The organism is Sphingomonas parapaucimobilis NBRC 15100, from assembly GCF_000787715.1.
Lineage (GTDB): Bacteria > Pseudomonadota > Alphaproteobacteria > Sphingomonadales > Sphingomonadaceae > Sphingomonas > Sphingomonas parapaucimobilis.
Genome location: NZ_BBPI01000087.1, coordinates 1 through 21,162, shown reverse-complemented (window position 1 = coordinate 21,162; position 21,162 = coordinate 1). Strand labels below are relative to the sequence as shown.

Below are 21,162 nucleotides of genomic sequence, written 5' to 3'. Positions count from 1 at the left end.
GACTCAGCCCGCCGCCCCGTCGCGCCATGCCCGCTGCTTGACCGGGGTGCCGGGCTGAACGCGGTTCTGCCCCTCGACGATCACCACCTCCCCGGCGCGCAGACCCGACCGAATGACATAGCGGCCATGGACCAGCGGGCCGAGCGTGACGCGGCGGAGATGCACCCGGTCCTGCCCGCCGACTACGCTGACCTGCGGCGTGCCGTCGCCCGCGCGGGTTACGGCCTGTTGCGGCACGGACAGCGCACCCGGCATGGTCGCACGGGGCAGGCGGGCGCGAACGAACATGCCGGGCAACAGCCGTTCGCCCGGGTTCGGCACCTCGACCCGGACCAGGGCGTCGCCGCTATTGGGATCGACCGCGACGCCCGAAAACAGGATGCGCCCCCGTACCGGATGGCTTCGGCCGGATGCCGTCAGGATCTCGACCAACCCGGTCCCGGCCCTCTGGTCGCGCAGTTCGGCATAGCGTTCGGCGGGTTGCCGGACATCGACATAGACGCGGTCGATCTGCTGGATGGTGGCGAGGGGATTTGCATCCGCCGCCGTGACCAGCGCGCCCTCGGTCACATTGGCCGCCCCGATCCGCCCTGAAATCGGGGCGGTAACCCGCGCGAAGCCGAGGTCGATCCGGCGGCGGCGCAGGGTGGCACGGGCTTCGGCCAGTTCCGCGGCAGCCTGCGCGCGGGCCGCGACCGCATCGTCATAGCTCTGGCGGCTGATCGCATCGGCGGCGACCAGCGGCTTCAGCCGATCCGCCTGCGCGTTGGCGCGGGCATAGGCGGCGCTGGCCTTCTGCACGGTCGCCCGCGCGGTGTCGGCATCGGCCTGGAAGGGGGCGGGGCTGATCTGGAATAGCAACTGCCCGGCGCGCACCGCCGCACCCTGTTCGAACAGGCGGCGCTGGACGATCCCGCCGACCTGCGGCCGGATCTCGGCCGTGCGGAACGCCACCACGCGCCCCGGCAATTCGTCGATCGCCGTCACCGTGGACGGTACGACACGCAGGGTCGTTACCTCTACCGCATCGACTTGCGCGGTTGGGGCATCGGCAGAACAGCCGCTCAGCGACGCCGCCACCGTCAGAGCGATCGGCAGGGCACACCGCGTGCCGGATGCAAAAGAATGGACCTTCATGCCGGCGCTTATCCATCCAGACCATTGGGGCAGCGTCGAGATTGTGTGGAGAATGCGTGGGGGCGGGCTGGCAGCCTGTCGAGTGCGACTGATATGACGGAGTGAAGAGGAACGGAAACGTCACATGAACCCGCTTGTACTGATCGCCGAAGATGAACGTGACATCGCCGATATCCTCTGCGCCTATCTGGAGCGCGAAGGATTCCGGACGGTTCATGCCGGCGACGGGCGTACCGCGCTGGACCTGCATCTGGCGCTGAAGCCCGACATCCTGCTGCTCGACATCTCGATGCCGCTGGTCGATGGCTGGGGCGTGCTGTCCGAAGTGCGGCGGCGGGGCAATACGCCCGTGGTCGTCACCACCGCGCTGGATCAGGATATCGACAAGTTGCAGGCGCTGCGGATCGGGGCGGACGATTATGTGGTCAAGCCGTTCAATCCGGTCGAGGTCGTGGCGCGGGTCAAGGCGGTGCTGCGCCGGTCGGGCGGGGAAGGCGCCAACGGTGTGCTTCGCGTTGGCCCGGTCGAGATCGACACGACCGCGCACATGGTCCGCACCCAGAATGGCGAGGTCGCGCTCACCCTGACCGAGTTCCGCCTGCTCGCCCATATGGCGCGTACGCCGAGCCGGGTGTTCAGCCGTGGTGAGCTGCTCGACGCCTGCCTGCCGGGATCGGACGCACTTGACCGGACGGTCGACAGCCATGTCAGCAAGCTGCGCCGCAAGCTCGATCAGGCGGGGGCGCCCGACATGCCCGAGGGGGTGCGCGGCGTCGGATACCGGCTGTGGTCGCGGGGATGAGGAACCGGAACAGCCTGACCCGGCAATTGTCGATCGCGTTGGCGGCGCTCGCCTTCGTCGCCGTCGCGGTCAGCACGGCGGCCTTCTATATCGTCTATGCCGTGCTGGAGCGGTGGCGGATCGTGGCCCCCCTGCCGCCGGGGGTGGCGGACACCACCGGGCTTGATGTCGGCATCACGCTGGCGGCCTGCGTCATCGGGGTGGTGCTGGCGCTTGCGGTCGCGGTGCGGCTGGCTCGGCGGATAGTACAGCCACTGGGGGCGGTGGGAGAAGCCGCGCGTCGGATTGCCGAGGGCGATCTGGCAACCCGGATAGCGCCGGTCCGCGGCGCGCATGGCGAGGCGGCCGTGTTGATCGCCGACTTCAACGCGATGGCCGACCGGTTGCAGCGCATGTCGGACGATATGAAGGTCTGGAACGCGCAGATCGCGCATGAACTGCGGACGCCGCTGACGATCCTGCGTGGGCGGCTTCAGGGCGCCAAAGATGGCGTTTTCGCGCTCGATGCGGAGCTGGTGGTCGGGTTGATGAAACAGCTCGACGGACTGACCCGGCTGGTCGAGGACCTGCGCAGCGTCAGCCTGGCAGAAAGCGGTCGGTTGGAGCTGGTGCTCGCCGATGTCGACCTCGCTGCCGAATTTCACGAGATGCGGCCGGTGCTGGAAGCGATGCTTGCACCAGCAGGTTTCGAGCTGGAAATGGCATTGGAACCGGGTGTCGTCCGGGTCGATGCGGCACGGGTGCGTCAAGCCGTAATCGCATTGGTCGACAATGCTCGGCGCCATGCGAGTCCCTGCATTGTGTCGATCGCCGTGACATTTTCCGGCAACGCGGCCGTCATTACGGTTTCTGATAAAGGTCCCGGGCTTCCTGTGCATTTTGAGAAGCGGGCTTTTCTTCAATTCTCACGCGGCGTTCAAAATGCGAATGGGTCGGGGCTCGGTCTTTCGGTCATCAAGGCTATCGCGAAGGCGCATGGCGGTGATGCCATATACCAGCGTAACGGTGAAATTTCGCAATTCCGCATCATCATCCCCAGGTGTTCGGTCCCGGCATCTGCTGAATCGGGTCGACGAGGCGCGTTCGAAGCCGGTCGTGGCTTTCGTGATGAAAGCGTTTGACGTTCGCCTGCCTGATGGTCCGGTTCATCCGCTCGACCAGCCCCTCGGTCCATGGCTGGTGAGCCGGCGCTCGATCTCGGTCGCCTCGCGGATCATGTCGAAGCGCGTCTGACGCGACTGGCCGGGGACTGCGAACGTGGCGGGTGGCGGGCGATGCCGTGGCGCTGGAGGCAATGATGAAGCGCCGACCGGGTCAGGTGCGGGATCGACGGCTGCGACGCATGGGTACAGCCATGCAGCGGCGGCGGGGTGTGACGGCGGAACGCCACGACCATCGGCTGCTTGGTTGGTGGTGATGCCGGATGAATAGCCAGGCCGCCTGGGTCCCTGCCAATCAGCGCGCAGCTCATCCCTCGCCATGATCGTCGCGAAGCGCCCGCCCGGCGATCGTGATCTCCCCGACAAAGCACGCCAGCCCCGCCACCGCGCAGATCAGGCCGCCGCCGAAGAAGAAGAACAGCACCCCCGCATGACGCGAGTCGCGCAGCGTCCCCAGGAACAGGGTGATCGCCGCGCAGCACGTCATCGCCCCCGCCGCCGCGGTCAGCATGACGGCGATGTCGAGAATCTTCGAGCGCAGGCGAAGGCGGCGCAGCTCATAGCCGTTCGTCCGGCCGTCCTTCCTCAATCCCTGAATCCGGTCGCTGATCCGCCCCAGCCGGGTCGCAAAGACGTTCAGCAGCGATCCCACGGCGGTCAGCAGAAAGATCGGCGTCAGCGCCAGTTGGATGACGCGGGCGGCGGCGTTCAGGGGTTCGGTCATCATGGCTCGCTTTTCGGAAGATCAACGATCGAACAAAGGACGCCAATGTTCCCGGGAGAAAGATCACCCAAGGGCCAGCGCGCGCCGGAACCCGTATGAAGCGGGAGGACGACTCTCCTGAAATGGGATGGCGCGAAGGACCATGTGCCCCCGAACCTCTTGTGCTAAGAGGTTTTTAGGACGGATATGAAAGAAGACGGGCCGTTTACAGGGGGAGAGGCAGATGGAATTTCCGCTCATCGCGCCGCGACCGCCCCGGATGTCCGAACAGATGGAGGGCCTGAAGCGGATCGAGGCGTCCGGCCAGTTCAGCAATAACGGCCCCGAGGTCCGCGCGTTGGAGGCCGAGATGGTCGCACGGCTGTTCGACGGGCGCGGTGCGGCGCTGGCGGTCGGCAATGCGACGCTGGGCCTGATGATCGCCATCCGGCAGGCGGCGGGGCTGCATCCCCGCCCTGGCACGCTTGCGATGATGCCCGCCATGACCTTTGCTGCGACGGCGCAGGCGGCGATCTGGGCCGGGCTTACCCCCCTGATCGTCGATATCGACCCGCAGGACTGGACCGCCGACGCGGCCGAGGAAGAGCGGATGCTGGCGCAGCATGGCGGCCGGATCGGCGTCATCGTGCCCTATGCGACCTTCGGCACGGTCATCGATCTGGACCGCTATGCCTGGCTGGCACGGCGGTACGAGGTCGGGGTCGTCATCGACGCGGCGGCCTCGCTGGGGACGCAGGACGCGGCGGGGCGGGGCTTCGGCACGGGTGCGCCCTTCACGCTGGTCTATTCGATGCATGCGACCAAGACCTTTTCGGTCGGTGAGGGCGGGCTGGTCTATAGCGGCGATGTCGAGCGGATCGACCAGCTGCGCGCGATGGTGAATTTCGGTTTCGAGAGCGGGCGCCACGCGACTCTGCCGGGCATCAACGCCAAGATGCCCGAGATACTGGGCCTGATGGCGCGCAGCAAGCTGGCCGAACTCGATTCGATCTGCGACGCCCGCGCCGCGCTGGACCGCGAATATCGCGCGGCGCTGCCCGACCTCACCGTTCAGCGCATGACGGCGAAGCGGCAGGCGACGCAGTTCATGCCGGTGCTGCTTCCCCCCGAACTGGCATCGCGCCGGGACACCATCGCCGGAGCCCTGGCGGCGGACGGGGTCGGGACGGGGCAGTATTTCAGCCCGCATCTGGGCGAGCAGGCGCTGTTCCGCGACACGGCGCTGGTCGAGCCGACGCCGGTGGCGGATGCCGTTTCGGCGCGGATGCTCAGTCTGCCGATCACCGATGCGATGCGGCCGGGCGATGCGACGATCGTGGCCGGGCGGCTGATGCGTGCGATCGCGAAGGTCGCGGCCGATGCCGGGTCAGGACCTGGGCAGGCCCATGGTGACGCCGCGCTGGGCTGCGTGATGATCGGCGGCGGACCGGCGGGCACCGCCGTGTTGACCGCCGCGAGCAAGAAGGGATTGCTGGAGCGGCTGGCCGGGGACGGACTGGTCCTGGTCGAACGGTCGCCCCGCATCGGGCCGGGGGCGCTGGGCGGCTATGCGATCCGTTCGGATACCACGGCGGAAACCTTCCTGTCGGCGGTGCGCGGCAATCCCTATCCCGAACTCGCCGCACTGGAGGCGCATCCGGCCGGGCAGATGATGGCGCGGCATTGCGGGGCGCTGGGCGCGCCGCTGGCGGAGACCGCGCCATTGCTGGCGGCGACCGCGCAGCGGCTGCGCGGCATCGTGACGGCGCATGGCGGCGAAATCCGCACCGATACCGAGGCACTGAGCGCCCAGGCCACGGCGGACGGGCTTTGGCGGACCACCATTGTCGGCCGCGAAGGGCAGCGCGTGCTGACATCGCGCCATCTGGTCGTGGCGACCGGCGGCTACCAGACCGACGCGCATGTCGCGGACAAGAGGGTCGCGGGCGCGACCCTGGGCGAGCAGGCGGGGGACCGGCTGATGCGCTCCGACCTGCTGTTGCGGCGTGGCGGGGTAGAGGCGGTGGCGGCACGACTGGCCGACCGGCGCGCGCCGCGCGTGGTGATCGTCGGGGCCTCGACCAGCGCCCTGGCCTCGGCGGTGCAGTTGCTCAAATGCCATGACCTGCCCTGGGGGGCGGGCGCGATCACGCTGATGGTGCGGACCCCGCCCAAGCCCTTCTTCCCGTCGGTCGAGGCGGCGGCGGCGGAAGGTTTTACCGACTATACGCCCGACGATATCTGCCCGGTCAGCGGGTTCGTGCTGCGCCTCGCCGGGCTTCGGCTGGAGTCGCGCGAACTGGTGATGCGGATGCTGGGCTTGGGCGGACGGACACCCGACCCGCGCCTGCGCCTCCACCGGATCGCGGGAGAGGACGATGCCGAGGCGCGTCGGTTCATCGGCGAGGCCGATCTGGTGGTGGGCGCGCTCGGTTATCGCCCGCGCGCGCTGCCGCTGTTCGACGCGAACGGGCAGCCCATCGCACTCGCCCATCGCACGGGGCGGCCGATGGTCGACCGGCATTGCCGTATCCTCGACGACCAGGATCGGCCGGTGCCGGGCGTCTATGGCATCGGCCTTTCCGCCGGTTTCGTACCCTGGGGCGCGCTGGGCGGGGAGAAGAGTTTCCGGGGGCAGGCCAATGGCTTGTGGCTCTGGCAGAATGATGTCGGCCAGATGATCGTCGACCAGCTGCTTGGTAGCGATGCGGCGGCCCGGAGCAGCGTGGCGGCATGAGCGATCCGGTCGCCGATCCTGTCGTCAGCGTCGTCATCCCCGCCTATAACGGCGCATCGCTGATCGGCGAAACGCTGGCGAGCCTGGGCGACCAGACGCTCACCGCCTGGGAGGCGTTGGTCGTCGACGACTGTTCGTCGGACGGCACCCGCGAACTGGTGCGGAACTGGCCCGATCCCCGGGTTCGCCTGATCGAGAATGCCGTCAATGGCGGCCCGGTGAAGACACGCAATCGCGGATTTGCCGAGGCGCGGGGGCGCTATCTGGCGGGGCTGGACCAGGACGATCTGTGTCGCCCCGAACGGCTGGCACGGCAGGTCGCCTTTCTGGAGGCGCGCCCGGATATCGTGCTGGCCGGGACCCAGACCGAGCAGCTGGTCGGGCAGCGCGTGTTGCCCATGGACTATGCGCCGCATACCACGCCCGATCTGGTCGCTTGGTTGAGCTGGATCGAAAATCCGCTGGCATGGTCGACGGTGATGGTCCGCGCCGATGCCGCGCGGCGGCTCGACCCGTTCACCCGGCCCGAAATCCTCTATGCCGAGGATTTCGACCTGTACCACCGCATCGTCGCATTCGGGCGCATCGCGCGGCTGGACGAGCCGCTGCTGATCTATCGCCAGCACGAAGGCGGCGCGTCGAAGCGGTTCACGACGATGATGCGCGCCAGCGCGACGCGCGTCCTGGCCGAGGCGCATGCGCCGCTGTTTGGCGACGATGCGGGCGAGGTGGCGCGCCTCTTGGTCCAGCATAATATGGGGGGCGTGCCGATCCCCGACGGCGCGACCCTGCGCCGCCTGGGGCAGGCGATCGCGCAGCTCCAGGGCGCGTTCGTCGAGCGGTTCGCGCCCGATGCGCAGAGCCTGACGCTGATCCGGTGGGAAACCGCGCGGCGCTGGCGGCAACTGGCACGCGCTGCGCTGCGGGGCGGAAAGGTCACGCTGGGCGATGTGCTGGCATCGCGGCCGCCGCATCTGGGACTGGGCTATGCCGGTGTCGACGATCTGCTGCGATGGCGCGCGATCGGTATGGCGCGCCGTGTCTATCGGACCGGGCAGGGCCATGACCGGGACTGATCCGATCATCGCCGGGCATGCGCCGTTCCCTGTGGCAATCCCCAGCCGCTGAAAGCGCCGGGGATTGCGCCTACCTGTCTTAGATCAGGTGCCTGATCAGCTTCGACGCACCGACGGCGATGCCGCCGACGGCCAGCCAGCTCGATACCGCACCGACGGTCAGGATCATCAGGCGATCGATCGGGGAAATCACGTGCTCTTCCATGGTGGTGCAGTCCTCTCCCGCCAATCATTTTCGTTGGCGCGTCTCATTTATGAGACAGAATGCGTTAACAAACAAACCCATTTTTCGAATGACACTGATTGATCGCGCCGCTTCCGGATTAGTTTCCGGTCATTCAACGGCTTGGCGGCGACGAAATCGGTGTCTGGCCCAGTCTTGAAGCCTGATCCCCTTGCCCTTCAGGGGCATTCGCCACAAAGGCGGGGCATGGTGAGGCAATTTCCATGATCGACCGGACCCGTTTTTCGGGCAGCGATTCGTCGCGCGACGAATCGCATGACTCGCCGCTCGCTGCGCCGTCGCGCCTGTCGGCAATGCCGATGGCACTGCGCGGGGTGGCGGCGGTGGCGATGGCGCTTGCGCTGCTGCTACTCTTCGGGGTGGCGGTGGATCATTGGCCCTTTGCCTGGGACCGCGCGATCCTGACCGGTCTGCGGATCCATGCCTCGTCGGACAAATTGCGCGCCGTGGCGGAGGATTTCACGGCGCTGGGCAGCGTCCCGACGCTGGTCCTGATGGTGGCGGGTGCGGTGATCCTGCTGCTGGCGCGGGGATGGTGGCTGCTGGCGCTGATGACGGCGCTTTCGGGTATCAGCGGCGGCGCGGTCGTGACCTGGGTGAAGCTGATGGTCGCCCGCCCGCGCCCCGATCTGGTGGCGCACTGGGTCGATGTCCACAATGCCAGCTTCCCCAGCGGCCATGCAGCGGGCAGCGCGATGGTCTATCTGACGCTGGCGGCGCTGGCGACGCAGCTGACCGACCATCGCCGGGTGCGTTATGCCATCGTCGCGATCGCTGTGCTGCTGGTCGGGACGATCGGGGGCAGCCGCGTCTATCTGGGCGTACACTGGCCGTCGGACGTGGCGGCGGGCTGGTGCTTCGGAACGCTCTGGGCGTTGGGCTGGTGGTGGGCGACGGCGGCCGCCCGCCGGTCATGGGGCGGCGCGCGCCAATAAAGCATGGGCCGCCTTCAGATGCGGGGCATCGACCATCTTGCCATCCAGCTGCAGCGCGCCCGCGCCCGGATTGGCCAGGAACAGATCGACGATCGCCTGTGCCCGCGCGATATCCTCCGCGGAGGGGGTGAAGGCGGCGTTGATGATGGGCACCTGCGCCGGGTGGATCGCCATCATGCCGGTAAAGCCGTCCCGGTTGCCCCGCGCCGCATAGGCGGCTAGCCCGTCCAGATCGCGAAAGTCGGGATAGACGGTCTCGATCGCGGCGATCCCGGCGGCATGCGCACCGAACAGGGTCAGCGAGCGCGCCAGCTGATAGGGCGCGGTATAGCTGCCGTCCGCCTCGCGCGAGGTGGTCGCCCCGATCGCGGCGGGCAAATCCTCCGCGCCCCAGGTCAGGCCGGTCAGTGGCAGGCTCGACCCCGCATATTCGTGCAGCCGGAACAGCGCCATCGGCGTCTCGGTGACGATCGGCAGGATCGGGATATGCGTCACCCCGCGCGCCGCCAGTGCGTGCAGGCTGACCAGCCCTTCGGCCTTGGGAAGGACGATGCCGTCGGGCCGGGCGGGCAGGATCGCGGCCAGATCGTCGGTCGCCAGCGGGCCGTCGATCGGATTGATCCGCACGAACAGCTGCGCGGCCGTGTCGCGGGGGCGGGAGAGGAACCGCGCCACCTCTCCGCGCGCGCGCGGCTTGGCATCGGGGGCGACCGCATCCTCCAGGTCGAGGATCAGGGCATCCGCGCCCGTCCCCATCGCCTTGGCCATCCGCTCGGGCCGATCGCCGGGTACGAAGAGGAGCGAGCGCAGTCGCATCGGCTTTAGCGGCCCATCTCGGCCAGCTTGCGCTCCCAGGCCAGCGCGTCGCGGACGATGCCTTCCAGATCGTCGCGTTCGGGCCGCCAGGGCAGGGTGGCGAGGATCGCGCCATTGTCCGCGACCAGCTCGGCCGGATCGCCCGCGCGGCGGCCTTCCATCCGGCGCTCGATCGTCCGGTTGGTCACGCGGTCGACCGCGTCCAGCACTTCGAGGACCGAGAAGCCACGGCCATAGCCGCAATTGAGCGTGTGGCTCTCACCCGGCCGCTCGATGAGCAGTTCGAGCGCGGCGACATGCGCGGCGGCAAGGTCCGAGACATGGATATAGTCGCGCACGCCCGTGCCGTCGCGGGTGGCGAAGTCGGTGCCATAGACGCCGACCGCCTCACGCTTGCCGATCGCCGCTTCGACCGCGATCTTGATGAGATGCGTCGCACCGACCGTCGACTGGCCCGAGCGCCCTTGCGGATCGGCGCCCGCGACGTTGAAGTAGCGCAGCGCGCAATAGTTGATCGGATGCGCGGCGGCGACGTCCTTCAGCATGATCTCGGTCATCAGCTTGGACATGCCGTACGGGTTGATCGGCGCCTTGGGATCGCTTTCCTTGATCGGCACCCGCTCGGGCGTGCCATAGGTGGCGGCGGTCGAGGAGAAGATGAAGTGGCCGACGCCCTCGGCCACCGCGCTTTCCATCAGCGAGCGGCTGGCGGCGGTGTTGTTGCGATAATATTTGAGCGGGTCGGTGACCGACTCGGGCACGATGATCGACCCGGCGAAGTGCATGATCGCGCGGACCTTGTGCTCGCGGATCGCGGCGCGCACCGCGTCGTCGTCGGCGACATTGGCGACGACCAGCGAGGCGCGGGGATCGACCGCCCAGTCGAAGCCGGTGACCAGATTGTCGAGCACGACGACCTCATAGCCTGCATCCAGCAGCGCCAGCACGGCATGGCTGCCGATATAACCGGCGCCGCCCGTCACCATCACCTTGCCGTCGATCGTCGCCATCACTTTTGCCTCAAGTCGCTGGATTGCCGTGGCCTAGCCGCTTCCTATCTATGCATACAAGACGACAAGGAGATTCCGAGTGACCGAATATGTAACGCTGGCCGGGGGCTGTTTCTGGTGCACCGAGGCGGTGTTCAAGGACGTGATCGGGGTCGAATCGGTCGAAAGCGGCTATATCGGCGGCACCGTGCCCAACCCGACCTACAAGCAGGTGTGCGGCGGCGATACCGGCCATGCCGAGGCGATCCGCATCGGTTTCGATCCCGAGCAGCTGGCGCTGGGCGATCTGCTCGACATTTATTTCGCGACGCACGACCCGACGCAGCTCAATCGCCAGGGCAACGACGTCGGCACGCAATATCGCTCGGCGATGTTCCCGGCGGATGAGGCGCAGGAGGCCGCGATGAAGGCAGCCCTGGAACGCGCCCAGGCCGGGCTGGACAAGCCTGTCGTGACGACGATCGAGCCGATGGCCGAGTGGTATCCGGCGGAGGATTACCATCAGGATTATTGGGAAACGTCGGGGCGGTCGAACCCCTATTGCATGGCGGTGATCCCGCCCAAGCTGCAGAAGCTGCGCAAGAGCTTCGCCGCCCGGTCGAAGGCGGTGACGGCGTAAAGAATTGGGGCGGGTGGTTCCTAACCTTCCATCCCACCTCCGTTCAGCCTGAGCGTAGTCGAAGGCCACGCGTAGACCTCCGCCCAAAATGCCCTCGGGGTGTCGGTAGCCCCTTGGCCTTCGACTTCGCTCAGGCTGAACGGAGGGCGGGATGTAAGTCCCGGTCGCATTGAGCGAAGTCGAAGCGGCACGCCCCGACCTCTATCGCGTCGCGGCCCGCCGCAGCCGGTCGTTGATCGCTTCGCCGATCCCTTCGTCGGGGATCGGCGCCACCGCTAGCCTCGCGCGGTCCCCCGCATCCGCGCGGTGGAGCGCGTCGAACAGTCGTGCCGCCGCCTCGACCGGATCGCCGCGCTCCGACAGGCTGTCCTGCCCGCGTACGTCGCCGAAGCCGATCAGCCATTCGTCCGCCGCCGCGTGCGTTACGTTCAGGCGCAGGGGCTTGCGAGGCGCATAATGGCTGGCGAGCTGACCCGGCGCGGTGACGATGGCGGGGGCCTGCGGGCCTTGCTCCACATCGCCTAGCACTTGCGCCAGCATCGCGGCCGTCACCGGGCCGGGACGCAGGATGGTGCGGCCCGCGACGATGGTCGATTCCAGCCCCGCCTCGGTCGCGCCGTCGTCGATGACCGGCACGTCCGGCCCCAGGCTGGCGCGGACATGGGGGCTGCGCGTCGGGCTGATCCCGCCGCTGGCATTGGCCGACGGCGCGGCGAGCGGGCGGCCGCTTTCCATCAGCAACGCCTGCATCGCACGGTGGCGCGGCACCCGGATCGCGACGGTATCCAGCCCCGCCGTGACCAGCGAGGCGATGCCCGCCCCGGCCTTGAGCGGGCGCACCAGCGTCAGCGGCCCCGGCCAGAAGGCGCGCGCCAGCGCCAATGCGTCGTCATCGAATTCCGCCAGCGTCTGCGCCGTCGCCAGATCGGGGACATGCACGATCAGCGGGTTGAACGAAGGCCGCCCCTTGGCCGCATAGATGCGCGCCACGCCTTTCGCGTCGGTCGCATCGGCGGCCAGTCCATAGACCGTCTCGGTCGGCACCGCGACGATGCCGCCATTCCGGATCACGGACGCGGCGGCGCGGATCGCATCGAGGCCGAAGGGCAGGGTCGGGTCTTCAGGGGGAAAGGTCATGATCGCCCCGGCCTATATCCCTTCGCGCATGGCGACAGAAGGGGGCGGGAGACGCGTCCGGCCCCCTTCGACAATTCGGGTCCGGACCCTTAAAGGACGCACGCATGTTCGATCTCGATTCCTATCTTGCCCGTATCGCCCTGCCTTCGCGCGTGACCGTCGATGCCGAAGGGCTGGGGCGGCTGCAATGGGCGCATCGCCAGGCGATCCCGTTCGAGAATATCGATGTCCGGCTGGGCCGGCCCATCGCCATCGACAGTACGGGCGTCTTCGCCAAGCTGGTGACCGCCAAGCGCGGCGGCTATTGCTTCGAGCAGAACCGGCTGTTCCTCGACGCGCTGGCGGCGCACGGCTTCCATGCACGGCCGCTGCTCGCGCGGGTATGGCTGGCGGCGACGGACGTTCCGCCGACCACCCACACGCTCAGCCTGGTCCATATCGAGGGGCAGGACTGGATCGCCGATGCGGGCTTCGGGGGCAGTTATCTGCCGCCCATGCCGCTGGTCGAAGGGGCGGAGGCGACCGCACCCGACGGCGCGCTCTTCCGGCTGGACCGCGATCCGCAGCATGGCTGGATGCTGCTGCGCAACGGCCATCCCGGCCTGACCGATGGCCGCGCGACGGGTGAGGGGTGGCAGCCGCAATACAGCTTCACCACCGACCATGTGTGGGACGCCGACCTGGCGCTGGCCAATCACTGGACCTCGACCGCGCCGGAGAGCCGTTTCCGTCAGGCGACGATCGTCAGCATCGCCCTGCCGCGTGGCTTCGCGGCGCTGACCGACCGGCATTATCGCCGCCGCGTCGGGGAGGATGAAACCGCCGCGACGATCACCGACCCGCGTGTCTATCGGATGCGGTTGAGCCTGATGTTCGGCATCGACCTGGGCAGCGAAGACGCAGGCACGCTGTTCGGCGAATAGCCGATTCGTTTTTGAGGCCGTCGTGATTTGGCGCCCGGACGGGGTGGTCGAGTCACCGCCCGCCCAGGTGGTGGCTGCCCTCGGGATTCCGGGAATATGCAGGGCGTTGCCGGTGGCGCACGGGCTCTGCGCGGCCATTCGCCATTTTCATCGCACGTCTTGTATATTTAAGTCGGATTTTACCATTGCGCGATATACCCCTGAATGAACTTGGGGGACATAAGAGATGATCGGGGGCGGAGAGTACCGGCTGGAACCACGGGGTTTTGGCCGCACCGCTCCACGCCACGCCAATCGGAGACCGGGACGTTGACGGCCCGGTCCGCGTTGATGGGTATTTCGTGAACTATTGATGGGGCCGCAGGGTGATCCTGCGTGTCCGCACCTTTGACCTGAAGGAAAGATCATGTCGATCACCATGGTGATGGCAAGCGAGGACGTGTGCCTGCCGACCATCGGCGCTTTGGCCGAAGATTTGAAGACCGCGATCGCGCCTGGCGCGACCGTCCGGCTGGACCTGTCCGGCGCCGCGTCACCGGACCTCAGCGTCATCCAGCTGGTCCAGGCGGCGCGAGTCAGCGCGGCGGCGACAGGCTGCGATTTCGCGCTGTCGGCCCCCGCCGACGCGACCCTGCACGCCTTGCTGACCCGCGCGGCCTTCCTGCCCGCTTCGGCCGACGACACCCAATTCTGGCTTCATGGAGACATCGCCCAATGACCGCTTCCATCCTGACCGTCGACGACAGCGCGAGCCTGCGCATGGCGATCCGCATCGCCCTGACCGGCGCGGGCTATACGGTGACGGAGGCCGCCGATGGCGCCGAGGGGCTGGCCAAGGCGACCGAGACCCGGTTCGACCTGATCGTCACCGACCTCAACATGCCCAATATGGACGGGCTGGAGATGATCCGCGCACTGCGCCAGCAGCCTGCGCAGGCGGGCGTGCCGATCATCTTCCTGACCACCGAGTCGGATGATTCGATGAAGGCGCAGGCCAAGGCGGCGGGCGCGACCGGCTGGCTGGTGAAGCCCTTCCAGCCCGAACAGCTGATCCGCGTCGCCCAGAAGGTCCTGACCCGGTGAGCGCGGCCGAGGATCCGACAGCCGCCTTCCGGATCGAGGCGGGCGAGCTTCTGGAGCAGGTCGAACAGGGCCTGCTCGACCTGGGGCACCGGCTGGACGACATGAACCTCGTCAACGCCGTGTTCCGGGGCCTTCACACGCTGAAGGGGTCGGGCGCGATGTTCGGCTTCGATGCGCTGGCGGCCTTCACCCATCATTGCGAAAGCGCGTTCGACCGCGTGCGCAAGGGCGATGTCCGTGCGACGCCGGAACTGGTGTCGGTGATCCTGTCGGCGGCGGACCATATGCGTACGCTGGTCGATGGTGACGCGCCCGCCGCCCATGGCCAGGCGATCCTGGACCGGCTGGCGGCGGCGGTCGATGCGGCGGCCGGTATCTCGGCCCCCATGGCCGCGCCTGCCCCGCGCAAGCAGGGCTGGACCCTGTCCTTCCGCCTGCCCCCCGACGCGATGGCCAATGGCACGAGCCCGCTGGCGCTTCTCGACGAACTGCGCGAGCTGGGTGAGGCGACGATCGTCGCGACCTTCGACAAGATGCCCGCGCTGGACGATCTCAACCCCGGCCATTGCCTCGTCGGCTGGGACTGCACGCTGATCGGCGACATTTCGCGCGAGGCGATCGAGGACGTGTTCCTGTTCGTCATGGACGACATGGACATCACCATCACCCCGCTGGCGGTCGAGGATGCCGGGGCGGAAGCGGTGGACGAAGAGGCGCAGGCGATTCCGGTCGCCGTGGACGCACCCGTCGCCGCCAATGACGCCAGCCCGCGCGGCGCCGCCGCCAACCGCTCGCAGGGCGAGCATGTCCGCGTGCCCGCCGAGCGGCTCGACGAGCTGATGGACCGGGTCGGCGAACTGGTCATCGCCCAGAGCCGTCTGTCGCAGCTGGCGGGGCATGGCCAGGACCTCAGCCTGCGTTCCGTTTCGGAAGAGATCGAGCGGCTGGCGGGCGAGATGCGCGACACGATGATGATCCTGCGCATGGTGCCGGTGTCGACGCTGTTCGGCCGTTTCCGCCGCCTGATCCACGATCTGGCCAACGAGACCGGCAAGGCGATCGAGCTGGTGACTGAAGGCGAGACGACCGAGGTCGACAAGACCGTGATCGAGCGCCTGTTCGACCCGCTCGTCCATATCATCCGCAACAGCTGCGACCATGGCCTGGAAAAGGCCGAGGACCGTATCGCGGCGGGCAAGGCGCCCAGCGGCGTGATCCGGCTGAGCGCGCATCAGGCGGGTGGCGAAGTCCTCATCACCATCACCGATGACGGGCGCGGCATCGATGTCGAGCGGGTCCGTGCCAAGGCGGAGGCCAATGGCCTGATCCAGCCCGGCCAGGTGGTCAGCGAGGACGAGCTGCTGGGCCTGATCTTCCATCCCGGCTTCTCGACGGCGGCGCAGGTCACGAACCTGTCGGGCCGGGGCGTCGGCATGGACGTGGTCAAGCGCACCATCGAAAGCCTGCGCGGCTCGATCGTCGTAAAGAGCGTGTCGGGCCAGGGTTCGACCATCACGCTGCGCATCCCGCTGACGCTGGCGATCATCGAGGGGCTGCTGGTCCGCGTGGGCGAGGGACGCTATGTCATCCCGCTCGCGGCGGTCGAGGAATGCCTGGAGCTGTCGCTGGAGGAGGATCTGCGCTCGCGCGGGCGCAGCATCATCACGCTGCGCGAACGGCTGGTGCCCTTCCTGCGGCTGCGCGACCTGTTCGCCACCGGGACCAAGCCCGACACCTATCAGAAGATCGTCGTGGTCGGCACGGGGTCGGAGCGGGTCGGCCTGGTCGTCGACCAGATCATCGGCAACCACCAGACGGTCATCAAGGCCATGTCGCCGCTCCACCGCAACGTCGCGGCCTTTGCGGGCGCGACCATATTGGGCGACGGTTCGGTCGCCCTGATCCTCGACATCGCCCAGCTCATCGCGCTGAGCCAGCCCAGGGAGGAGCGGCGTCTGGCCGCTGGATAAGCCCATGCCCTATCACAAAGTACCCAATTGGACGCCCGAGAACGGCCTGGAGGTCCTGACCTTCGGCCTGGGCGGCGAGACCTTCGCGCTGGAGGCGGGCATCGTCCGCGAAATCCTGGACATGATGCCGGTGACGATGGTGCCGGGCGCCGATCCGCTCGCCGCCTCGGTCATCAACTTTCGCGGCCGCATCGTGCCGTTGGCCGATCTGCGCGGCGCGTTCGGGATGGAGGCGCAGGCCAACACCGCCGACAGCCGCATCATCGTGATCGAGCTGGACGTGAATGGAGACCCCTTCCTGATCGGCCTGACCGCCGACCGTGTGAACGAGGTCACCGTGCTGCACGCGGGGGATTCCGAGGAGGTGCCGGTGATCGGCATGCGCTGGCCGCGCGAGAATGTCCGCTGCCTGGTGCGGCGAGGGGGCGATGTGGTGGTCCTGCCGGACCTGACCGCGCTGTTCTCGCGCCTGACCGACGCCGCCGCCGAGACCACGACCATCCACTGACCGGGCGCACGGTCTGCGCCAGCGCCTTTGCGGCCGTCACCATGCGACACAAGGGCGTATCGACGCCCCGGCGCCCGGCTCGTCCGTTGCCCGCAGCGCGACGGTCCAGGTTTATCCGTTCGATGCCAAAGTCATGTTCGGCCTGACGGCAATTCAACAAACGCCCGATTTGCGCCGATATTTCTATCAATCCAAACCCATAATGGGGGGGTCATGCGAGCTACCATCAAAATGAAACTGGGTGCGACCTTTGCGGTCCTGACCCTTCTTCTTGCCATCGTTATCGGTGTCGGCATCGTCAAGATGGGTGTGTTGAACAGCGCCATCAGCGACGTGATCGCTGGCCCGGCACGCCGACTGTCGATCGCACAATCGATCGATACGATCCAGAGCCAGTCCCTCGCCGATCAGCAGTCATTGGCCCTCAATACCGATCAGGCCACGATGAAGATCTATTATGACAGGGTCATCACGGGCGAGAGCGAACTCAGCAAGACCATCGACCAGGGCTTGGCCATCGCATCGCCCGACGGCAAGGCCCTGTGGGAGAAAGTGCGTTCCGACTGGAATGAACTGAAGCCCACGTTCGACCGCATCCGCGACCTCGGCTATGCAAATCGTAACGAGGAAGCCGCCACTTTGTCCAACACGGTTCAAACCCCGATCATGAACCGATTGGCGGACAATATCGCGAAGCTGAGTGCCTTCCAGCGATCGCAGATGACGGAAGCCGATGAGCAGACGAACGTTCTGTACACCGAAAGCCGCAACGTCCTGCTGATGTGTGGTGTGCTCGCCTTGCTTGTCGCGATCAGTGGCGCCGTTTGGATTTCCTTGATCGTCTCGCGTGGCCTGAAGATTGCGTCGGTGGCGATCGAGGCAGTCGGCATCGGCGACCTGGAGCAGGACGTGCATGTCAAGAGCAATGACGAGATCAAGGATCTGGTCGATTCGGTGAACCGCATGACCGTCAACTTGCGCAAGACCGCGCAACTGGCCGATACGATCGCGGGCGGCGACCTGACCGTCAATCACCAGCCGCTGTCGGACAAGGACATGCTGGGCCATGCGCTGGTATCGATGGTCGAGCGTCTGCGCGGCGTCGTCGGCGATGCCACCCAGGCGGCGCAGAATGTCGCGTCGGGCAGCCAGCAGCTGTCGTCCTCGTCGGAACAGGTGAGCCAGGGCGCGACCGAACAGGCCGCCGCCGCCGAGGAAGCCTCGGCTTCGATGGAGCAGATGGCCGCCAACATCAAACAGAATGCCGACAACGCGACCCAGACCGAGAAGATCGCCCGCCAGTCGTCGCTGGATGCCGAACAGAGCGGCACGGCGGTACAGAAGGCGGTCGTCGCGATGCGCACCATCGCGGAGAAGATCGGCATCGTGCAGGAAATCGCCCGCCAGACCGACCTGCTGGCGCTGAACGCGGCAGTCGAGGCGGCCCGAGCTGGCGAACATGGTCGCGGCTTCGCGGTCGTGGCGGCCGAAGTCCGCAAGCTCGCCGAGCGCAGCCAGACGGCGGCGGCCGAGATCAGCGGCATGTCCTCGGACACCGTGGGCGCCGCGACCCAGGCGGGCGAGATGCTGACCAAGCTGGTGCCTGACATCCGCCGCACGGCCGAACTGGTCGCCGAGATCAGCGCGGCGTGCCGCGAGCAGGATATCGGCGCGGTCCAGATCAACGAGGCGATCCAGCAGCTCGACAAGGTGACGCAGCAGAACGCCAGCGCCTCCGAGCAGATCTCTTCCACCTCCGAAGAACTCGCCAGCCAGGCCGAGGAGCTTCAGGAAAGCATCGCCTATTTCCGCGTCGATGCCGCTGGCCATCGTGGCCGCGCCAAGCCCGCCGTACGCAAGCCGGTGGCCCGTCCGGTGGCCAAGCCTGCCCGGTCGGCGTCGGGCGCGCGCTCCGGCTCGGTCGCCGATCAGCAGGCCCGCCTGCGCGGCTTCGCGCTGGACCTGACCAATGGTGGTCCGGACGGCGAGGACGTCGAATTCGGGCACGCTGCCTGAACCAGGATGGTCAGGGGGCGGGCGCTGCCCCGCCCCCCGACAGCCGGGATGTTCGCGCGCATCCCGGCGCTTCGTAATCCCCAGGCACGCGAACCGCATGATGCGCTGGTCGACCCTTGAGGACAAGAACATGCCGGGTTCCTTCAATCACCTGTCGATGTTGAAAAAGCTTATCTTCTGCCTCGACGCCACCCGTGCGGCTGCGGTCGCCGCCTGATCTGCTTTTCAACTCAAAACAGGAGAGGGGACCATCATGCGTTTCCATGCTTCGCTGAAACACACCTCGCATGTCGACGTCGCCACGACGGAGATCGGACGGTTGCAGCGCGCCTTCGCCCAGGGGCGGATCGGCGAGCGCGCCGACCTGTCGGGCGCGACCGGCAAGGCGCGCGAAATGCTCGTCGCGGTGAACGAACTGCTCGAGACCGCCGCCATGCCGGCCGCCACGTTCAACCGGCGGCTGGCGCAAGTCGCGGCCGAGCATGAGCGTGGCGACATCGACGCGGTGCTGCCGGTCGAGGAATTGTCCGGCGACCTGGCCATTGCGGCGCGGACCGTCAACGAACTGGTCGCCAGCCATATCGCGGTCAAGAAACAGGCCATGGCCTGTGTGGCCGCGCTGGCGCAGGGCGATTTCGAGGCGCCCCTGGCGGCGCTACCGGGCAAGAAGGCCTTTATCAACGAGACGATCGAGCAGCTTCGCGGCAATCTGAAGGGCCTGATCGCCGAGATGAACACCATGTCGGCCGAACATGATCGCGGCGACATCGACGTGTTCGTGCCGGTCGACAAGTTTCAGGGCGATTTCGGCGTCATGGCCCGCCGCCTGAACGAGATGGTCGCCAACCACATCGCCGCCAAGAAGATGGCGATGGCCTGTATCAAGCAGTTCGGCGAGGGCAATTTCGATGCGCCGATGCAGCAGCTGCCCGGCAAGAAGGCGTTCATCAACGACACGATCGAATTGCTGCGCGCCAATTTCCAGGCGATCATCGGCGAGATCCAGCGCCTGATCACGGCCTCGACCGCCGGAAAGCTGAGCGAGCGCGGCGATGCGACGCGTTTCCCCGGCGACTTTGCCGGGCTGGTCAGCGGGATCAACGGGATGCTCGACGCGATCCTGCTGCCGATCGGTGAGGGCAATCGCGTGCTGAACCTGGTCAGCACTGGCTCGCTGCTCGAACGCGTGGAGATCGAGTGCGAGGGCGATCACCGCCGGATGAAGGATGCGATCAACAATCTGGTCGACAACCTCACCCATTTCGCGAGCAATGTCGCGGGGGCGGCCGATCAGGTCGCCAGCGGCAGCCAGCAGCTGTCGTCTTCTTCCGAACAGGTGTCGGAAGGCGCGACCGAACAGGCCGCCGCCGCCGAGGAGGCCTCTGCCTCGATGGAGCAGATGGCCGCCAACATCAAACAGAATGCCGACAACGCGACCCAGACCGAGAAGATCGCACGCCAGTCGTCGCAGGATGCCGAACAGAGCGGTCAGGCGGTGCAGAAGGCCGTGATCGCGATGCGCACCATCGCCGAGAAGATCGGCATCGTGCAGGAAATCGCCCGCCAGACCGACCTGCTGGCGCTGAACGCGGCGGTCGAGGCGGCACGGGCCGGGGAACATGGCCGTGGCTTCGCGGTCGTGGCGGCCGAAGTCCGCAAGCTGGCCGAGCGCAGCCAGTCGGCGGCGGCCGAGATCAGCGGCATGTCGTCGGACACGGTTCTCGCCGCGACTCAGGCGGGCGAGATGCTGACCAGGCTGGTGCCCGACATCCGCCGTACCGCCGAACTGGTCGCCGAGATCAGTGCGGCGTGCCGCGAACAGGATATCGGCGCGTCGCAGATCAACGAGGCGATCCAGCAGCTGGACAAGGTCACGCAGCAGAACGCCTCGGCCTCCGACCAGATTTCCTCGACCTCGGGGCAACTTGCCGGCCAGGCCGAGGAGCTTCAGGAAAGCATCGCCTTCTTCCAGGTCGCCGAAGACGCAAGGCCGGCGGTGCGCAAGCCTGTCGCCCGCCAGTCCGTCACCACGACGCGCAAGGCTGCGCCGCGGCCCGGTTCGGTCGGGCATCAGCAGGCGCGTGCGCGGGGTTTCGCCCTCGACCTGAGCGGGGGCGGCCCGGACGGCGAAGATGCCGAGTTCGGCCACGCGGCGTGACCGGTGCGTGGGGCGTGCGAATTGCCGGGGGGGGCTTCGCACGCGCCACGGTCATGACGCCGATATCATGGTCCTGAACCAATAATTCATCAATTTCTGCCTATGATAGGCCCAGTTTCGACGGGTGG

At 67.3% G+C, this 21,162-nt stretch carries 18 protein-coding genes and 2 pseudogenes; 13 read left to right on the top strand and 7 right to left on the bottom strand.

Annotation, left to right across the window (positions count from 1 at the left end):
• Window positions 1-3: 3 nt before the first annotated feature.
• On the bottom strand, window positions 4-1,137 hold the full coding sequence (locus SP5_RS15430; protein WP_042490458.1) for an efflux RND transporter periplasmic adaptor subunit: 1,134 nt from the start codon (window positions 1,135-1,137) through the stop codon (window positions 4-6).
• A gap of 124 nt (window positions 1,138-1,261) precedes the next feature.
• On the opposite strand from SP5_RS15430, the gene SP5_RS15425 reads away from it, so the two are divergent.
• Together SP5_RS15425 and SP5_RS15420 are read left to right on the top strand one after the other, a co-directional pair.
• Window positions 1,262-1,939: a response regulator gene (locus SP5_RS15425; protein ID WP_042490457.1), complete on the top strand. Its 678-nt coding sequence runs from the start codon at window positions 1,262-1,264 to the stop codon at window positions 1,937-1,939.
• A complete protein-coding gene (locus SP5_RS15420; RefSeq protein ID WP_042490539.1) occupies window positions 1,936-3,060 on the top strand; it encodes an ATP-binding protein in 1,125 nt (374 codons plus the stop codon). Before SP5_RS15425 ends, SP5_RS15420 begins: the two co-directional genes overlap by 4 nt.
• On the opposite strand, the pseudogene SP5_RS20065 reads toward SP5_RS15420, so the two are convergent.
• The 3 genes and pseudogenes from SP5_RS20065 to SP5_RS15415 all read right to left on the bottom strand — a co-directional run.
• Window positions 3,014-3,118 (bottom strand): annotated as a pseudogene (locus tag SP5_RS20065) (IS481 family transposase); the annotation flags it as partial. The gene SP5_RS15420 and the pseudogene SP5_RS20065 sit on opposite strands and share 47 nt — an antisense overlap.
• 88 nt (window positions 3,119-3,206) lie before the next feature.
• Window positions 3,207-3,344 (bottom strand): annotated as a pseudogene (locus SP5_RS20060) (IS481 family transposase); the annotation flags it as partial.
• Window positions 3,345-3,406: 62 nt separating this feature from the next.
• Window positions 3,407-3,826 (bottom strand): DUF2721 domain-containing protein, encoded by a 420-nt coding sequence (locus SP5_RS15415; RefSeq protein ID WP_245613516.1) that lies wholly within the window; start codon window positions 3,824-3,826, stop codon window positions 3,407-3,409.
• Between the two features lie 220 nt (window positions 3,827-4,046).
• On the opposite strand from SP5_RS15415, the gene SP5_RS15410 reads away from it, so the two are divergent.
• From SP5_RS15410 to SP5_RS15400, 3 genes are all read left to right on the top strand, one after another.
• Window positions 4,047-6,539, top strand: coding sequence for a DegT/DnrJ/EryC1/StrS family aminotransferase (locus SP5_RS15410; RefSeq protein WP_042490456.1), 2,493 nt, complete (start codon window positions 4,047-4,049; stop codon window positions 6,537-6,539).
• Window positions 6,536-7,615 (top strand): glycosyltransferase family 2 protein, encoded by a 1,080-nt coding sequence (locus SP5_RS15405; protein ID WP_042490455.1) that lies wholly within the window; start codon window positions 6,536-6,538, stop codon window positions 7,613-7,615. The genes SP5_RS15410 and SP5_RS15405 overlap by 4 nt, the downstream gene beginning before the upstream one ends.
• A 447-nt stretch (window positions 7,616-8,062) precedes the next feature.
• On the top strand, window positions 8,063-8,794 hold the full coding sequence (locus SP5_RS15400) for a phosphatase PAP2 family protein (RefSeq protein ID WP_245613515.1): 732 nt from the start codon (window positions 8,063-8,065) through the stop codon (window positions 8,792-8,794).
• Here SP5_RS15400 and SP5_RS15395 read toward each other — a convergent pair.
• Both SP5_RS15395 and galE read right to left on the bottom strand, forming a co-directional pair.
• Window positions 8,771-9,610 (bottom strand): HpcH/HpaI aldolase/citrate lyase family protein, encoded by an 840-nt coding sequence (locus tag SP5_RS15395; RefSeq protein WP_042490454.1) that lies wholly within the window; start codon window positions 9,608-9,610, stop codon window positions 8,771-8,773. The genes SP5_RS15400 and SP5_RS15395 overlap by 24 nt on opposite strands.
• A gap of 5 nt (window positions 9,611-9,615) precedes the next feature.
• Window positions 9,616-10,620 (bottom strand): UDP-glucose 4-epimerase GalE, encoded by a 1,005-nt coding sequence (gene galE, locus SP5_RS15390; RefSeq protein WP_042490452.1) that lies wholly within the window; start codon window positions 10,618-10,620, stop codon window positions 9,616-9,618.
• Window positions 10,621-10,699: 79 nt separating this feature from the next.
• Between galE and msrA the strand changes: the two genes are divergently transcribed.
• Window positions 10,700-11,239 carry a peptide-methionine (S)-S-oxide reductase MsrA gene (gene msrA / locus SP5_RS15385; RefSeq protein ID WP_042490451.1) on the top strand — a complete coding sequence of 180 codons (540 nt, stop codon included), beginning with the start codon at window positions 10,700-10,702 and terminating at the stop codon, window positions 11,237-11,239.
• Between the two features lie 201 nt (window positions 11,240-11,440).
• Here the strand turns inward: msrA and SP5_RS15380 are convergent, their stop codons facing one another.
• Window positions 11,441-12,376 carry an L-threonylcarbamoyladenylate synthase gene (locus SP5_RS15380; protein ID WP_042490448.1) on the bottom strand — a complete coding sequence of 312 codons (936 nt, stop codon included), beginning with the start codon at window positions 12,374-12,376 and terminating at the stop codon, window positions 11,441-11,443.
• Window positions 12,377-12,480: 104 nt separating this feature from the next.
• Here SP5_RS15380 and SP5_RS15375 point away from each other — a divergent pair, with 104 nt between their 5' ends.
• The 7 genes from SP5_RS15375 to SP5_RS15345 all read left to right on the top strand — a co-directional run bounded on the left by SP5_RS15375 (window position 12,481) and on the right by SP5_RS15345 (window position 21,034).
• Entirely contained in the window at window positions 12,481-13,299 is an 819-nt protein-coding gene (locus tag SP5_RS15375) for an arylamine N-acetyltransferase family protein (protein WP_042490446.1), read from the top strand.
• A 406-nt stretch (window positions 13,300-13,705) separates the two neighbouring features.
• Window positions 13,706-14,017 carry an STAS domain-containing protein gene (locus tag SP5_RS15370; RefSeq protein ID WP_052811584.1) on the top strand — a complete coding sequence of 104 codons (312 nt, stop codon included), beginning with the start codon at window positions 13,706-13,708 and terminating at the stop codon, window positions 14,015-14,017.
• Window positions 14,014-14,382, top strand: a complete 369-nt coding sequence (locus SP5_RS15365) for a response regulator (RefSeq protein WP_042490444.1) — start codon at window positions 14,014-14,016, stop codon at window positions 14,380-14,382. Before SP5_RS15370 ends, SP5_RS15365 begins: the two co-directional genes overlap by 4 nt.
• Window positions 14,379-16,352, top strand: coding sequence for a chemotaxis protein CheA (locus SP5_RS15360; protein WP_042490443.1), 1,974 nt, complete (start codon window positions 14,379-14,381; stop codon window positions 16,350-16,352). The genes SP5_RS15365 and SP5_RS15360 overlap by 4 nt, the downstream gene beginning before the upstream one ends.
• Window positions 16,353-16,356: 4 nt before the next feature.
• Entirely contained in the window at window positions 16,357-16,860 is a 504-nt protein-coding gene (locus tag SP5_RS15355; RefSeq protein WP_042490442.1) for a chemotaxis protein CheW, read from the top strand.
• Window positions 16,861-17,073: 213 nt separating this feature from the next.
• Window positions 17,074-18,876 carry a methyl-accepting chemotaxis protein gene (locus SP5_RS15350; protein ID WP_042490439.1) on the top strand — a complete coding sequence of 601 codons (1,803 nt, stop codon included), beginning with the start codon at window positions 17,074-17,076 and terminating at the stop codon, window positions 18,874-18,876.
• A 253-nt stretch (window positions 18,877-19,129) separates the two neighbouring features.
• On the top strand, window positions 19,130-21,034 hold the full coding sequence (locus tag SP5_RS15345; protein WP_042490437.1) for a methyl-accepting chemotaxis protein: 1,905 nt from the start codon (window positions 19,130-19,132) through the stop codon (window positions 21,032-21,034).
• The last annotated feature ends 128 nt before the right edge of the window (window positions 21,035-21,162 follow it).